Source organism: Paraburkholderia sediminicola (assembly GCF_046027355.1).
Lineage (GTDB): Bacteria > Pseudomonadota > Gammaproteobacteria > Burkholderiales > Burkholderiaceae > Paraburkholderia > Paraburkholderia sediminicola_B.
The window spans coordinates 79,780-94,181 of sequence record NZ_JAQQEK010000021.1 but is presented as its reverse complement, the minus strand read 5'-3'; the positions used below and the strand labels follow the sequence as shown (position 1 = coordinate 94,181).

16 protein-coding genes and 1 riboswitch are annotated in these 14,402 nt (G+C 64.4%); of the genes, 1 reads left to right on the top strand and 15 read right to left on the bottom strand.

Annotated features, from left to right (window positions below):
• The 15 genes from hisG to PQR42_RS30025 all read right to left on the bottom strand — a co-directional run bounded on the left by hisG (position 1) and on the right by PQR42_RS30025 (position 11,923).
• Positions 1-699, bottom strand: coding sequence for an ATP phosphoribosyltransferase (gene hisG, locus PQR42_RS30095; RefSeq protein ID WP_168795388.1), 699 nt, complete (start codon positions 697-699; stop codon positions 1-3).
• Complete coding sequence (gene murA / locus PQR42_RS30090; protein WP_408179071.1) at positions 696-1,958, bottom strand: UDP-N-acetylglucosamine 1-carboxyvinyltransferase; 1,263 nt, start codon at positions 1,956-1,958, stop codon at positions 696-698. Before murA ends, hisG begins: the two co-directional genes overlap by 4 nt.
• A 111-nt stretch (positions 1,959-2,069) precedes the next feature.
• On the bottom strand, positions 2,070-2,309 hold the full coding sequence (locus PQR42_RS30085) for a BolA family protein (protein WP_006052280.1): 240 nt from the start codon (positions 2,307-2,309) through the stop codon (positions 2,070-2,072).
• Positions 2,310-2,324: 15 nt separating this feature from the next.
• Positions 2,325-3,080, bottom strand: a complete 756-nt coding sequence (locus PQR42_RS30080; protein WP_408215325.1) for an ABC transporter permease — start codon at positions 3,078-3,080, stop codon at positions 2,325-2,327.
• On the bottom strand, positions 3,077-4,009 hold the full coding sequence (locus tag PQR42_RS30075) for an ABC transporter ATP-binding protein (RefSeq protein ID WP_408215322.1): 933 nt from the start codon (positions 4,007-4,009) through the stop codon (positions 3,077-3,079). The genes PQR42_RS30080 and PQR42_RS30075 overlap by 4 nt, the downstream gene beginning before the upstream one ends.
• A gap of 170 nt (positions 4,010-4,179) precedes the next feature.
• On the bottom strand, positions 4,180-4,473 hold the full coding sequence (locus tag PQR42_RS30070; RefSeq protein WP_408388741.1) for an STAS domain-containing protein: 294 nt from the start codon (positions 4,471-4,473) through the stop codon (positions 4,180-4,182).
• Positions 4,470-5,102: an MlaC/ttg2D family ABC transporter substrate-binding protein gene (locus PQR42_RS30065; RefSeq protein WP_408215316.1), complete on the bottom strand. Its 633-nt coding sequence runs from the start codon at positions 5,100-5,102 to the stop codon at positions 4,470-4,472. The genes PQR42_RS30070 and PQR42_RS30065 overlap by 4 nt, the downstream gene beginning before the upstream one ends.
• Positions 5,103-5,216: 114 nt before the next feature.
• Positions 5,217-6,218, bottom strand: coding sequence for an MlaA family lipoprotein (locus tag PQR42_RS30060; protein WP_408215313.1), 1,002 nt, complete (start codon positions 6,216-6,218; stop codon positions 5,217-5,219).
• 11 nt (positions 6,219-6,229) lie between these two features.
• Complete coding sequence (gene mlaD, locus PQR42_RS30055; protein ID WP_408215310.1) at positions 6,230-6,784, bottom strand: outer membrane lipid asymmetry maintenance protein MlaD; 555 nt, start codon at positions 6,782-6,784, stop codon at positions 6,230-6,232.
• Between the two features lie 91 nt (positions 6,785-6,875).
• Positions 6,876-7,643: a lipid asymmetry maintenance ABC transporter permease subunit MlaE gene (gene mlaE / locus PQR42_RS30050; protein WP_408215307.1), complete on the bottom strand. Its 768-nt coding sequence runs from the start codon at positions 7,641-7,643 to the stop codon at positions 6,876-6,878.
• Complete coding sequence (locus PQR42_RS30045) at positions 7,640-8,461, bottom strand: ABC transporter ATP-binding protein (RefSeq protein WP_408388739.1); 822 nt, start codon at positions 8,459-8,461, stop codon at positions 7,640-7,642. The genes mlaE and PQR42_RS30045 overlap by 4 nt, the downstream gene beginning before the upstream one ends.
• Positions 8,462-8,556: 95 nt before the next feature.
• Positions 8,557-9,660 (bottom strand): thiamine phosphate synthase, encoded by a 1,104-nt coding sequence (thiE, locus tag PQR42_RS30040; protein WP_408215301.1) that lies wholly within the window; start codon positions 9,658-9,660, stop codon positions 8,557-8,559.
• A complete protein-coding gene (locus tag PQR42_RS30035; RefSeq protein ID WP_408215298.1) occupies positions 9,657-10,472 on the bottom strand; it encodes a thiazole synthase in 816 nt (271 codons plus the stop codon). Before PQR42_RS30035 ends, thiE begins: the two co-directional genes overlap by 4 nt.
• 41 nt (positions 10,473-10,513) lie before the next feature.
• On the bottom strand, positions 10,514-10,711 hold the full coding sequence (thiS, locus tag PQR42_RS30030) for a sulfur carrier protein ThiS (RefSeq protein WP_310813708.1): 198 nt from the start codon (positions 10,709-10,711) through the stop codon (positions 10,514-10,516).
• Positions 10,712-10,792: 81 nt separating this feature from the next.
• Complete coding sequence (locus tag PQR42_RS30025) at positions 10,793-11,923, bottom strand: FAD-dependent oxidoreductase (protein ID WP_408215294.1); 1,131 nt, start codon at positions 11,921-11,923, stop codon at positions 10,793-10,795.
• Between the two features lie 222 nt (positions 11,924-12,145).
• A riboswitch (TPP riboswitch) is annotated at positions 12,146-12,269 on the bottom strand.
• A gap of 379 nt (positions 12,270-12,648) precedes the next feature.
• Here PQR42_RS30025 and PQR42_RS30020 point away from each other — a divergent pair.
• Positions 12,649-14,400, top strand: a complete 1,752-nt coding sequence (locus PQR42_RS30020) for an ABC transporter ATP-binding protein/permease (protein ID WP_408494351.1) — start codon at positions 12,649-12,651, stop codon at positions 14,398-14,400.
• Positions 14,401-14,402: the final 2 nt, after the last annotated feature.

Genomic DNA, 14,402 nt, shown 5'->3' with positions numbered 1-14,402 from the left:
TCAGGCCGTCGTGGCGCCGGCTTTCGACGCGCGTTCGAACGCGTCGAGAATCGGCCGCAACGCGGCGCGCTTGAGCTTCAGCGCCGCCTGATTCACAACGAGGCGCGACGAAATCTGCATGATCTCCTCCACCTCGACCAGATTGTTGGCGCGCAAGGTATTGCCCGAGCTCACCAGGTCGACGATCGCATCGGCGAGACCGACCAGCGGCGCCAGTTCCATCGAACCGTACAGCTTGATCAGATCGACGTGCACGCCCTTGGCGGCGAAATGCTCACGTGCCGTTTCAACGTACTTGGTCGCCACGCGCAAGCGGGCGCCCTGGCGCACTGCATTCGCATAATCGAAACCTGCGGCGACCGCGACCGACATGCGGCAGCGCGCAATATCCAGGTCGACCGGCTGATACAGGCCGCTGCCGCCGTGTTCGAGCAGCACGTCCTTGCCCGCCACGCCGAAGTCGGCCGCGCCGTATTCGACATAGGTCGGCACGTCGGTGGCTCGCACGATGATCACGCGCAGGTTCGCGTCGGTGGTCGGCAGAATCAGCTTGCGCGAGGTTTCCGGATCTTCGGCCACTTCGATGCCGGCTGCGGCGAGCAGCGGCAACGTCTCCTCGAAGATACGCCCTTTCGACAACGCCAGCGTGAGCGGTGCGCTCACCGCCGGCGAAGACGAAGTTTGCGGCATGGCGCTCATGCCTGGCTCCCCGAGACACGGCGCACCTTCGCGCCGATGGCGGTGAGTTTGGTTTCCATCCGGTCGTAACCGCGGTCGAGGTGATAGATCCGGTCGATCAGCGTTTCACCGTCGGCGCGCAAGGCGGCGATCACGAGACTCGCGGACGCCCGCAGATCGGTCGCCATCACCTTCGCGCCGGAAAGCTGGTCGACGCCGGTCACGAGCGCGGTGTTGCCATCGATCGTGATGTTGGCGCCGAGGCGGTTCAGTTCCTGCACGTGCATGAAGCGATTTTCGAAGATCGTCTCGACGACCTGCGAGGTGCCCGTCGCGATCGTGTTCAGCGCCATGAACTGCGCTTGCATGTCGGTCGGGAACGCCGGGTATTCGGAGGTGCGGAACGTGACCGCGCTCGGACGCTTGTCCATGCGTACGCGCATCCAGTCGTCGCCCTCTTCGATCGTGACGCCCGCTTCACGCAGCTTTTCGGTCACCGCTTCGAGAATCAGCGGACGCACTTTACGCAACGTGACATCGCCACCGGCCGCCGCCACCGCGCACAGGAACGTGCCGGCTTCGATCCGGTCCGGAATCACCGTGTGCTTCGCGCCGTGCAGCTTGTCGACGCCCTGGATCACGAGGCGATCCGTGCCGATGCCTTCGATCTTCGCGCCCATCTCGACCAGCAGATGCGCGAGATCGCCGACTTCCGGCTCACGCGCCGCGTTCTCGATGACAGTTTCGCCCTCGGCCAGCACAGCCGCCATCAGCAGGTTTTCGGTGCCGGTCACGGTGATCATGTCGGTGACGATGCGCGCGCCCTTCAGACGCTTCGCGCGGGCTTCGATGAAGCCGTGCTCGATCGTGATCTCGGCGCCCATGGCCTGCAGGCCCTTGATGTGCTGATCCACCGGCCGCGCGCCGATCGCGCAGCCGCCCGGCAGCGAGACTCGCGCGTGACCGAAGCGCGCGACCAGCGGGCCGAGCACGAGGATCGACGCGCGCATGGTCTTCACCATTTCGTACGGCGCGACGAGGTTATCGACCTTCGACGCGTTCAGCGACACGCGCCCATCGCCGCTCTCGATCTGCACGCCCATCTGGCCGAGCAGCTTGAGCATCGTGCGCACGTCCTGCAGGTCGGGCACGTTTTCCAGATGCACCGGCTCCGCGCTGAGCAGACTCGCGCACAGAATCGGCAACGCCGCATTCTTCGCACCCGAGACGACGACTTCACCCGACAGCGGGTAGCCACCTTCAATGACGAGTTTATCCATGCCTGTCAGTTCCTGATTGACCCGGACTTCGGCCGGGGCTGCTTTGACTGTGTTCGACGCGCCGCTACCGGCGTCGCGCCCTTCTTGAGTAATTCGCACTAAATTTCCAGATTACGCGTTCTGCCATTCGGCGGGCGTCAGCGTCTTCATGCTGAGCGCGTGGATTTCTTCGCGCATGCGGTCGCCGAGCGCCGCATACACGAGTTGATGTCGCTGGATCAGACGCTTGCCTTCGAAGCTCGGCGAAACGATGGTCGCAAAGAAATGCTGGCCGTCGCCTTCGACTTCGAGATGCTGGCAGGCGAGCCCAGCCGCGATGTATTGCTTGACCTGTTCGGGAGTCGGCAACATGAGAGAAGCTCCTGATCAGTGGCGCAGTTTGTAGCCGGAAGCGAGCATGCGCATCGCCACCACGGCCAGCACCACGAAGAAACCGGCAACGATCGCAAGGCTCGCGAGCGGATTGATATCCGACATCCCGAAGAAACCGTAGCGAAAGCCGTCGATCATGTAGAAAAAAGGATTCAGCCGCGACACTTCACGCCACACCGGCGGCAGCGTGTGAGTGGAGTAGAACACGCCCGAGAGGAACGTGAGCGGCATGATCAGAAAGTTTTGAAACGCCGCAAGCTGATCGAATTTGTCGGCCCAGATACCGGCGATCAAACCGAGCGTGCCGAGAATCGCCGCGCCGAAAATCGCGAACGCAATGATGTAGAACGGCGCGGTGAAACTGACCGGCACGAACCAGATCGTCACGATGAATACGCCGAAGCCGACCGCCAGCCCGCGCGCCACGGCCGCGAGCACATAGGCGCCGAACATCTCATAGTGCGACAGCGGCGGCAGCAACACGAACACCAGATTGCCGGTGATCTTCGACTGGATCAGCGAGGACGAGCTATTGGCAAACGCATTTTGCAACACGCTCATCATCACGAGACCCGGAATCAGAAAACTCGTGTATTCGACGCCCGGATAAACCTGCACATGGCCGCGCAGGGCGTGGCCAAAAATCGTCAGATACAGGAGCGCCGTGATGACCGGCGCCAGCACGGTCTGGAACGCCACCTTCCAGAAACGCAGGAGCTCTTTATAAAACAGCGTACGGAAACCGCTCATGCAAGCCCCTCGATCACTTCCGGACCGTTCATCACCTGAACGAACACATCTTCGAGGTCGGCTTTGCGGACCTCGATTTCTTCGAATGTGCAGCCCGCTGCGCGGCACTGCGCGAGAATTTTTTCCACGTCGTCGTAGCTCGTTAGACGCAGCAGATGTTGGCGGCCATTGCCGTTGCCCGTGCCGCTGTCCACTTCGAGCGGACGCAGTTCAGCCGGTAATACGCCTTGCGCGAAACGCAGGAACAGCTGCATGCCGGCAAAGCGTTGCAGCAGCGTGCTGGTGCGCTCGAGCGCCACGACTTCGCCGCGCCGCAGCATCGCGATGCGGTCGCACAGCGATTCCGCTTCTTCCAGGTAGTGCGTGGTCAGCACGATGGTGTGGCCTTCGCGGTTCAGGCGCGAAATGAATTTCCACAGCGTTTGCCGCAATTCGACGTCGACGCCCGCAGTCGGCTCGTCGAGCACGATCACCGGCGGCCGGTGCACCAGCGCCTGCGCGACCAGCACGCGGCGCTTCATGCCGCCCGACAGCGCGCGCATGTTGGCGTCGGCTTTGTCGGTCAGGTCGAGATTGGCCATGATCTCGTCGATCCACGCGTCGTTGTTGCGCAGCCCGTAGTAGCCAGACTGGATGCGCAAGGTTTCGCGGACCGTGAAGAACGGATCGAACACCAGTTCCTGCGGCACCACGCCGAGCGCGCGGCGTGCGTCGCGGAAATCGCTGACGACGTCGTGGCCGCGCACCGCGATGCTGCCTTCATCGGCGCGCGCGAGCCCGGCGAGGATGCTGATGAGCGTCGTCTTGCCCGCGCCGTTCGGACCGAGCAGTCCGAAGAACTCGCCTTCTTCAACTGTGAGGCTGACGCCCTTGAGCGCCTGCAAATCCTTGTAGCGCTTCTTGACGTTACGAATTTCTATGGCTGACATGACTGTGGGCCGCGTGCGTCGCGGCGCCTAAAGGGGCCCAGAGAGGGCGCACAAATGCTGGAAGGAACGGAATTGGGGCCGGTTATGTGCCCCAAAAAACGTTTGATTATAGGGCAAAAATCCGTGGCCCTATCTCAGTAGGAGGTGTTCGGAGGCGACGCGTTAGAGCGTCAATGTCGCGCGCCGATGAGGGTATCGACGCCGTAGGCTTGCGCAAGGCTGGCGAGACCAGCCGGCAGATTGACGATCTCGAACGCGGCGCCGCGTGCCTGGGCGGCACGCTGCCACGCGAGGAGGACGGCCAGCGCGGACGAATCGAATTGCGTGAGCGGTGCGCAGTCCACGCCGTTCGCGCCCGCCGCGATACGCTGCAAACCCGCCGCGAGCGCGGCATTCGCGCTCGCGTGGGTCAGCGTCGCGCCGCTCTCGAAGCGGCTGACGACGGGGCTCAGCACTTCGCTCACGACTGCTTGCCCGCGGCGAGTTGCTGGTTGCGCTGCGTGAGGAACTGGATCAGTCCGTCCACGCCCTTCTGCTGGATCTGCTCGTTGAACTGCTGCTGGTACGCCTGGATCAGCCATGCGCCGAGCACGTTGATGTCATACACGCGCCAGCCTTGCGGCGTCTTGTACAGACGGTAGTCGAGTTCGATCGGCGAGCCGTTGTTCATCACCACCGAGCGCACCACGGTGTCGGTGTCGTCCGGGTTCATGCGGAACGGCTTGTACTGGATCTGCTGATCGCGCACTTGAGCCAGCGCGCCCGAGTACGTACGGATCAGCAGCATCTTGAACTGCTCGACCACCGCGTTTTGCTGCTCCGGCGTCGCGGTGCGCCAGTTGCGGCCCATCGCCAGTTGCGTCGTGCGGCGGAAATCGGTGTACGGCAGGATCTTTTCGTTGACCAGCTTGGTGATATGCGAGATGTCGCCTTGCTGGATCGACTTGTCTGCACGAATTGCGTCGATCACCTGCTGGGTGATCGTCTTGATCATGCCGTCGGGCGAATTGGTGTCGACCGTTTGTGCCGATGCACCGGCACTGGCAAACGAGAACAGCGCGGCGAACAGCGGAATCAGGAAGAATTTTTTCATTTGGAGCCTTGCCTTAAAAATAGTGCAACCGTTTGAGCCGACATTAACACGCGAGTTCAGCAGCAATCCATGCGCAAACTGCGAGAGTCGTATCGATCTGTTACGGCCGCACGATCAACGCAATTTGAATGACGGAAAGTTGAAACGCGTGGGCGGAACCAGTTGACCGGCCGGGATCTGCGTCGTTTCAGGGCCGCCGTTCAGGTCGAGCGGCGGCGTTTCGGAGCTGCCTGAAGCAGCCTCGGGCGCAGCCGCCGTGCCCGACGCCGCTTGCGGCGGCGTTGCCGCGGTGGTACCCGACGCCGGCGCCGCCTTCGCGGCAGCGGCACCCTGCGTGCCCGCCGCGCCACTGTCGACGTCGTCGTACTTCGGCAGCGGCGCTTCGTCGCCGTAGTTGGGCAGAGCCTGCGATTGCTTGCCATCCGACAGCAGATACTGACGGCGTTGCAAATACGCGCTACGCACGAACGAATATTTATCGAGCGCGGCGCCTTCCAGCACGTCGCCCGCGTTCAGCAGATTCGCGCGCGTGTTGACGATGTTCAGGCCGTACAGCGCCCAGCTCAGACCATCCGGATGAATATAGCTGAGCGGATTCACATAGTAATTGCCGATCGAGCCAACCGCGTCGCGCACGGTGCTCGGCCCGAACAGCGGCAGCACGAGATACGGACCCGCCGGCACGCCGTAGTGGCCGAGCGTCAGACCCAGGTCGTTGTCGTGCTTGGGCAGCTTGGCGAGCGTCGCCACGTCGAACAGACCGCCAACGCCGAACACGGTGTTGATCACGATCCGCATGATGTCTTCGACACCGTCGGTGATCTTCAACTGCAGCAGGTTGTTTGCCGCAATGTAGACGTCGCCGATGTTCGAGAAGAAGTTCGTCACGCTGTCGCGCACCGGCTGCGGCGTGATGAACACGTAGCCCTTCGCGACCGGCTTGAGCGCGTACTGATCGAGCTTGTCGTTGACGGTGAAGATGGTGCGGTTCAAACCTTCGAGCGGGTCACCCGGGGTCGGCGTCTGCACCGTCGAACAGCCGGCGAGCAGCGCTGCGGCTACCGCCAGCTTACCGGCCTGGAAGGCGCGCGCGCCGCTGATGCGTGTGGTCTGCATTCTGGTTCTCCTTATTGAGCCGCCGCGCCGGAGGCGGGCAGGCTCGACGCCGCCGGCGCCGCTGCGGGCGCGGGCGTGCCCGTCGCCGCGCCAGGTTTGGACGCACCCGAATCCGCGGCCTTGCTGTACAGAAATTGGCCGATGAGGTTTTCCAGCACGATCGCCGATTGCGTCATGGAGATGGTGTCGCCCGCCTTGAGCATTTCGCTGTCGCCGCCGGGTTCGAGCCCGATGTATTGCTCGCCGAGCAGACCCGAGGTCAGGATCTTCGCCGAGGTGTCTTTCGGAAACTGGTACTGCTTGTCGAGGTCGATCGTGACGACGGCCTGGTACGAATTGCTGTCGAAGCCGATCGAATCGACGCGGCCAACCGTCACACCCGCGCTCTTCACGGGCGCGCGCGCCTTCAGGCCACCGATATTGTCGAACTTGAGCTTGACCGGATAGGTTGCCTGGAACGACAACGAGCTCATGTTGCCGGCCTTCAGCGCGAGAAACAGCAACGCCACGAAACCCAGCACCACGAACAGGCCGACCCAGAAGTCGAGAGCAGCAGTCTTTTTCATCGTCATCCCAAAGTGAATCCGCCACGCCGCCGATACTTCCCGCCGCGCGCGTCCCGTGACGCGCCGCCGACCGAAAACGTGCAGCGCAGTCTTAGCTGAACATCAGTGCGGTCAGCAGAAAATCGAGGCCGAGCACCGCAAGCGACGCGTACACGACCGTCTTGGTCGTGGCGCGCGACACGCCTTCCGGCGTCGGCTTGGCTTCATAGCCTTGAAACAGCGCAACGAACGTCACCGCGAGGCCGAACACCACACTCTTGACGACCCCGGCGCCGACGTCGCGCCAGACATCGACGCCGCCTTGCATCTGCGACCAGAACGCGCCGGCATCGACGCCGATCAGCAGCACGCCCACCACATAACCACCGAACACGCCGACCGCGCTGAAAATCGCGGCGAGGATCGGCATGGAAATAATGCCCGCCCACAGGCGCGGCGCGACCACCACCTTGACCGGGTCGACGGCCATCATTTCCATTGCGGTCAGTTGCTCGCCTGCCTTCATCAAGCCGATCTCGGCGGTTAGCGACGTCCCGGCGCGCCCGGCGAACAACAGCGCCGTGACCACCGGGCCGAGTTCGCGCACGAGCGACAGCGCGACCAGCAGGCCGAGCGCCTGCTCGGAACCGTACCGGTTCAGCGTGTAGTAGCCCTGCAGGCCGAGCACGAAGCCGACGAACAGGCCCGACACGGCGATGATCACCAGCGAATAGTTACCTACGAAGTGGATCTGCTTCGTGACAAGACGCGGACGGCGCAACAACGGGAAAAATTCGAGCAGCAGCCGGAAGAAAAAACGCGTGGCGTAGCCGGCGGTGTCCAGCCCGTCGATCACCGAGCGGCCGATCGCACTGATCATGACTGACCTCCGCCGATGCCGAAGTCCGCCGCGAGCGGCGTCTTGCTGGGATAGTGAAATTTGAAGGGGCCGTCCGGCGCGCCGTCGATGAACTGGCGCACGGTGGGATCGGTCGACGCGCGCAGTTCGGCGGGCGTGCCTTCGGCGTGAACCCCGCCGTTGGCAAGGAAGTAGACGTAATCGGCGATGGCGAACGATTCCGGCACGTCGTGCGTGACGAGGATCGAGGTGGCGCCGAGCGCCTGATTGAGCGCGCGAATCAGGTTCGCCGTGATGCCGAGCGAAATCGGATCGAGACCGGCGAACGGCTCGTCGTACATCATCAGGTCGGGATCGAGCGCGATGGCGCGCGCCAGCGCCACGCGCCGCGCCATGCCGCCCGAGATCTCCGACGGCGCCAGGTCGCGCGCGCCGCGCAGACCGACCGCGTTGAGCTTCATCAGTACGAGGTCGCGGATCAGTTCTTCGGGAAGGTCGGTGTGTTCACGCAGCGCGAAGGCGACGTTCTCGAACACGGACATGTCGGTGAACAGCGCGCCGAACTGGAACAGCATGCCCATCTTGCGGCGCAGCGCGTACAGGCCGTCACGCGTTTGCCGGCCGATGTCCTGGCCCTGGAACAGAACCTGGCCGCGCTGCGCGCGCACCAGGCCGCCGATCAGACGCAGCACCGTGGTCTTGCCGCAGCCCGACCCGCCCATGACCGCGACCACCTGGCCGCGCTTGAAGCGCAGATTCAGGTTCGACAGGACGAGCCGGTCGCCATAACCGAAGTCGACGTCGCGCAGCTCGAGTAAGGTCTCGGGGGAGGAAGACACGAAACTGACAGTCCTTTTACACGGAAGGCCGAATTATAGGGCCACCGTGCAAAAGTTGCCTCGAGGGTGCCCTGTCCCTTAACCAATCATGACGATTATTGCGTAAACGCTTGTTGCAGTGCAGAAACGGCGGAGGCAGGATCCGCCGCTTCCGTCACCGCCCGCACCACGGCCGCGCAGCCGACACCCGTCGCCAGCACGTCGGGCAGCACCTGCAGATCGATCCCGCCGATCGCCACCAGCGGCACGACCCCGTCGAGCAGCCGCACGTAGCGGGCTAGCCGCTTGAGACCCTGCGGCGCGGTCGGCATGACCTTGGTGGTGGTCGGAAACACCGCGCCCAGTGCAATGTAGCTCGGCCGGAAATGCAGCGCTTTCAGAATCTCGTAGAAACCGTGGGTCGACAGCCCGAGCCGGACCCCTCCGGCTGCCAGCGCCGCAAGGTCAGCCGTATGGACGTCTTCCTGACCGAGGTGGACGCCGTATGCGCCGGCTTCGAGCGCGGCCTGCCAGTGATCGTTGATGAACACCTGGGCGTCGTGTGTGCGGCCGACTGCCACGCAGCGGGCGATTTCGCGCTTCAGCTCGTCGGCGGGTTCGGCCGATTTGCGGCGCAACTGCACGGTCTTCACGCCGAAGCCCACCACTCGCTCGACCCATTCCGCCGTCGGCAGCACCGGATAGAGGCCGAGCCGGTCCGGACAGCGCGCGAACGCCTGCGCCGGCGCGTCGGGCAAGCCGGCGAGACGTGGGAAATGGCCGAGATCAGCGGGAAAGGCGTCGTCGGCACGGGTTTCGTCGCCGTCGCGCCAAGCCAGCGCCAGCACCAGCGCGTCATGCGGGTCGAAGCCGCAGTCGAGGAAAGCAGCCAGCGCGGCAATCCAGTCTTCCGCCAGATGGCCTTCCAGGCGGTATTTTTCGCCGCCCAGATGCAGCGTGGCTTTGTCCTCGGCGGCTTCGATCACGCCGGCGCCCCGCACCAGCCAGCGCGCCACCTGCTCGCCATGCTGCTGCGCGTCGGCGATCACGATCAGATCGCCGCCGTTCGGTTCGTCCGGCGCGGTCAGGCAGATGCGCCACGGCGCATGCGTCGGCGGCCAGTCGCCCAACCGGGCGCGGATGCGCTCGGCGGCTTCGGTGAGTTCATCGGCGGGCGGCCAGAACAGGTCGCGGTCTTTCAAGCTCAAAGTCTGCGTCATGCGGCGCTCCCGTCTTGATGCCAGAACGGCATGCCGACCACCGGCGTGCTCGCGTGCGCGCTTTCGCGCTCGGCCATCGGCCCCGCCAGAAAAGCCTGGCGGCCCGCTTCGACGCCCAGCGCGAAGGCTCGCGCCATCGCGTCGGGGTGGGTGGCCTGCGACACGGCCGTGTTCAGCAACACGCCGTCGAAACCCCATTCCATGACCTGCGCCGCGTGCGACGGCACACCGAGCCCGGCGTCGACGATCAACGGCACGTCCGGCAGCCGTTCGCGCAGCACACGTAGGCCGTATGGATTGATCACGCCCTTGCCGGTGCCGATCGGCGCGCCCCACGGCATCAGCGCTTCACAACCGGCGTCCAGCAGACGGCGGCCAATCACCAGGTCTTCGGTGCAATACGGCAGCACCTTGAAGCCGTCTTTGACCAGTTGCGCGGCCGCTTCGATCAGGCCGACCGGGTCGGGCTGCAGCGTGTAGTCGTCGCCGATCAGTTCGAGCTTGATCCACTCGGTTTCGAAGATTTCGCGCGCCATATGCGCGGTCGTCACCGCCTCGCCGACCGTCAGGCAGCCGGCCGTGTTCGGCAGGAGCGGCACGCCGTGGCGCTTGAGCAGGTCGAAGAAGCCGGCTTCCGCGCCGCCTTCGTTCATCTGCCGGCGCAGCGCGACGGTCACCATGCCGGGCCGTGCCGCGTCGATCGAATCGGACAGCGATTGCAGCGACGGATAGCGCGAGGTGCCAAGCAGCACGCGGCTCGCGAAGGTCTGGCCGTAGAGCGTGAGCGCGTCGGCGGTTTGGGGGGCAGTCATTTGCATAATCCTTTGGGTCTCCGGCAAGGCGTGGCGGGCGCTCAGCCGCCGGCCACGGGTTGCACGACGTCGAGCTTGTCGCCCGCCCGCAGCGCGCGCGCCGCATGCTGGGTGCGCGCCACGAAGTCACCGTTCAGCGCGACCGCGAACGGCGGACGCGCGCCGAACGCGGTGAGCGCGTCGGCGACAGTCGCGCCTTCGGGCAGCGACAACGGCTTCTGATTGATATGAATGTCCATGGTGTTCGAATACGTTTCAGTCGATGGCGAAAGCGGTGTGGCGTGTCGCGCTCGTTTGGGTAAAGACCATTCGCGCAACGCTCATGCCGGCTCCCGCGCGGAATCCAGTTGAAAAAGTTCGCTCCAGCGCGCATTGCGCTGCCAGTCGGCGAAGGCATCGGCGTCGCCGATGCGACCGTCGAGCAGCGCCGCGGCGAAGCGCACGGCTTCGTCGGCGACTTCGGGCACGATCATGTAGCCGTGCCGGTACAGGCCGTTCACGCGCAATGTCTGCGCGCCGTCCCACAGCAAGGCCGGACGGTGGTCCGGCAAAGTTGGGCGGCACTGCGAATTCAGTTCGAGGATGCGTGCCTCGCCGAAGCCGGGATGCACGGAAAACGCCGCGCTCAGCAGTTCGAGCGCCGAGCGCACGCTGACCGGCGACATGTCCTCGCCTTCGACTTCGGTGGCGCCGATCACGTAGAGATCGTCCTGCTTCGGCGCGATGTAGAGCGGATAGCGTGGATGCAGCAGCCGCACCGGCCGTGTCAGCTTGATACCGGGCGCATGCACGCGCGCCACTTCGCCGCGAATGCCCCGCAACGTGGGCAGCACGGGCTTCGCGCCGAGGCCGCGGCAGTCGATCGTAATGCGGGCGGGCGGCAGCGCATGATCGTCGACCGCAGTATTCCAGTGCGTTTCGACGCCGCGTTGCGCGAGGCCCGCGGCCAGCGCGGTCAGCACCTGACGGTTATCCAGCTGCCCTTCACGCGGCAACAGCCAGCCCTGATTGAAGCGGCCCGCCAACGCAGGCTCGGCGGCGCCGAGTTGCGCGCCCGCGAGCGTCACGAAGCCGCCGTCCAGCAACTCAGCCGGAGCATTCGAACGCACCCGGCGCTCGAACAGCGGTGCTTCGGTGCGATCCGCGTGATGCCAGACGACCAGCGTGCCATTGCGCTGAAAGAACACCGGTTCCGGAAGCTCGGCCAGCACTTGCGGCCACGTTTCGAGCGAACTCGCGCCGAGGCGCGTGATCAGCAATTCGGCGCTGGCGGCTTCCGCGAGCGGCGCCAGCATGGCCGCGGCGACCCACGCGGCGGATTGCGAACCGGCGGCATCGCCACGTTCATAGAGCGCCACGCGATGCCCCTGGCCGGCGAGACGCCACGCGACCAGCCGCCCGCACAGGCCACCGCCGAGCACGGCGAAATCGGGTTGTGCAGGCCGCGTCATCGCACACACTCCGCTTCTCGACGGCAAACAAAGCTAAAGCAGCACGGCGCGCCAACGACGGCGGCGTGACGAAGAGCAAAACACATATCTGAAGAATAGGCGGTCATCGAGTCCTTTCCGTACGGCAAAAAAACGCACGTACCCAGGACGAAACCGGCGGGTGAGGCCGGCCGGACAATGCGCGTTCCAATGACGGACGCTGCCCGGCGGGGAATGGAAGACTGGCTGCTTCCGGAAACTTCCCGCGCCGGTATTACCCGGATCGGGTGCAAAGGGTGTCTCTCAGCCTCGCCGCTGCGCCATGAAAACCATGCCGCCTGTGCGCGAAGCACCCCTGTTTCGTCGAAGGTCATTAGACCATAAAAGGCGCGGCGCCCGCAAACCAGCGGCTGGTCGCGTCGCGCGCGATTTGATCCGGCACCATCTTTCACGTTATCAATACGGCCGAAGGCGGCGCTCTGGCACAATGCCAGCACAGGATGCCGCACGAACGCGGTGCGGGCGGCACGCCGTCCCGCCATGTTCGCAATGGCACCGGCGCGGGGCCTCGCGGCGCAAATTAATTTTCGCTTAAGGGCTTCACGCCAGAATCTGACGCTCACCCGGGCGTGCGTTCGTCGAGCACGACGCCCGGGCATGTACCGCAAACCCGCCGCAGGGTAGCCCGCCGACGGGCCTGCCCCGTTGGGTCAGCCCGAATGGGCCAGCACTACTTCAGGATGCTCATGACACCGAATACCTCTGCCAGCCCTGTGCTGCCGCCGGACGAAAAAGTCTCCGCATGGAGCCTGATCAAACCCTACTGGGTTTCCGAAGAACGAAAAACGGCATGGGGCCTGCTCATCGCGATCATCGTGATGAATCTGCTCGTGGTGTGGATCAACGTGCGCCTGAACCGCTGGAGCGCCGACTTCTACAACGCGCTGCAAACCAAGAACGTGCACGACTTCCCGCACCTGCTGATGGTGTTCTCGGGGCTCGCGTTCGGCTTCATCATTCTCGCGGTGTATGGCCGTTATCTGCGCCAGATGCTCGGCTTCCGCTGGCGCCAGTGGCTGACCACGCGCTACCTGAACGAGTGGCTGAAGGACAGTGCGTTCTACCGGATCGAACGCGACCGCCTCGCCGACAACCCCGACCAGCGGATCAGCGACGACCTGCAATCGTTCGCCACCAGCACGCTCTCGCTGACGCTCGACCTGCTGTCCACGGTCGTCACGCTGGTGTCGTTCATCACGATCCTGTGGTCGCTGGCCGGCGCGCTGACCATCTCGCTCGGCGGCATGCCGATCGAGATTCCCGGCTACATGGTGTGGGCCGCGGCGCTGTACGCCGTGGTCGGTTCGCTGATCATCCAGAAGGTCGGCCATCCGCTCGTGCCGATCAATTATCAGGCGCAGAAAGTGGAGGCGGATTTCCGTTTCGGCCTGATCCGTCTGCGTGAAAATGCCGAGCAGATCGCGTTCTACAACGGCATGGAAACCGAGAAGACGAACGCGCACTCGTTGTTCGGACGTATCCGCGACAACTGGTGGCAGGTGATGAAGTACACCAAGCGGCTCACCTTCGTGCTGAGCTTCTATGGCCAGATCGCGATCATCTTCCCTCTGGTGGTCGCCGCGCCGCGCTACTTCGCCGGCGCCTTCACGTTCGGCGTGCTGATGCAGATCTCCAGCGCATTCGGCACCGTCAGCGATTCGTTCTCGTGGTTCATCAACAGTTACGGCACCTTGGTCGAATGGCGCGCTACCGTGAACCGGTTGCGTGAATTCAAGCGCGTCGTACATTCGCCGCATCTGAAGGAGTCGGTCTCGCCGGCTACCGCGCATGGCGGCATCAATCTGCATTTCGTCGACGAAGACAAACTCACCACCGACGGTCTCAAGCTCGCCCTGCCCAACGGCAACCCGCTGTCGCGCATTCGCGATGTCGCGATTCAGCCGGGCTCCCGCTGGCTGGTGCGCGGCCCGTCGGGCTCGGGCAAGAGCACGCTGATGCGCGCGCTCGCCGGCTTGTGGCCGTTCGGCGACGGCTCGATCGACGCCCCGGTCAACGCCCGCATGATGTTCATCCCGCAGGTGAGCTACATGCCGATCGGTACGCTCAAAGCGGCGCTCGCCTATCCGTCCGCCGTCGGCACCTACACGGACGACGAATGCCGCGAAGCGCTCGTCGTGTGCCATCTGTCGGAATACGCGGACCGTCTGCAGGAATCGGGACACTGGACCCGCATTCTGTCGCCGGGTGAGCAGCAACGCCTCGCCGCCGCGCGCGTGCTGCTGCACAAGCCGGACTATCTGTTCCTCGACGAAGCGACCAGCGCGCTCGACGCGGAAAATGAAGCGCGTCTGTATCGCCTGTTCACGGAGCGGCTGCCGAAGGCGGCGATTGTCAGCGTCGCGCATCGCGAGTCGCTGGCTGCGTTCCATGACGAGACGCTCGACGTCGAGCGCTCGGCCGAAGCGGTCGCGGCATGAGC

Excerpts from the sequence above, each read along its gene's own strand:
- hisG (WP_168795388.1), bottom strand. The coding sequence starts at position 699 with ATGAGCGCCATGCCGCAAACTTCGTCTTCGCCGGCGGTGAGCGCACCG.
- murA (WP_408179071.1), bottom strand. The coding sequence starts at position 1,958 with ATGGATAAACTCGTCATTGAAGGTGGCTACCCGCTGTCGGGTGAAGTC.
- PQR42_RS30085 (WP_006052280.1), bottom strand. The coding sequence starts at position 2,309 with ATGTTGCCGACTCCCGAACAGGTCAAGCAATACATCGCGGCTGGGCTC.
- PQR42_RS30080 (WP_408215325.1), bottom strand. The coding sequence starts at position 3,080 with ATGAGCGGTTTCCGTACGCTGTTTTATAAAGAGCTCCTGCGTTTCTGG.
- PQR42_RS30075 (WP_408215322.1), bottom strand. The coding sequence starts at position 4,009 with ATGTCAGCCATAGAAATTCGTAACGTCAAGAAGCGCTACAAGGATTTG.
- PQR42_RS30065 (WP_408215316.1), bottom strand. The coding sequence starts at position 5,102 with ATGAAAAAATTCTTCCTGATTCCGCTGTTCGCCGCGCTGTTCTCGTTT.
- PQR42_RS30060 (WP_408215313.1), bottom strand. The coding sequence starts at position 6,218 with ATGCAGACCACACGCATCAGCGGCGCGCGCGCCTTCCAGGCCGGTAAG.
- mlaD (WP_408215310.1), bottom strand. The coding sequence starts at position 6,784 with ATGAAAAAGACTGCTGCTCTCGACTTCTGGGTCGGCCTGTTCGTGGTG.
- mlaE (WP_408215307.1), bottom strand. The coding sequence starts at position 7,643 with ATGATCAGTGCGATCGGCCGCTCGGTGATCGACGGGCTGGACACCGCC.
- thiE (WP_408215301.1), bottom strand. The coding sequence starts at position 9,660 with ATGACGCAGACTTTGAGCTTGAAAGACCGCGACCTGTTCTGGCCGCCC.
- PQR42_RS30035 (WP_408215298.1), bottom strand. The coding sequence starts at position 10,472 with ATGACTGCCCCCCAAACCGCCGACGCGCTCACGCTCTACGGCCAGACC.
- thiS (WP_310813708.1), bottom strand. The coding sequence starts at position 10,711 with ATGGACATTCATATCAATCAGAAGCCGTTGTCGCTGCCCGAAGGCGCG.
- PQR42_RS30025 (WP_408215294.1), bottom strand. The coding sequence starts at position 11,923 with ATGACGCGGCCTGCACAACCCGATTTCGCCGTGCTCGGCGGTGGCCTG.
- PQR42_RS30020 (WP_408494351.1), top strand. The coding sequence starts at position 12,649 with ATGACACCGAATACCTCTGCCAGCCCTGTGCTGCCGCCGGACGAAAAA.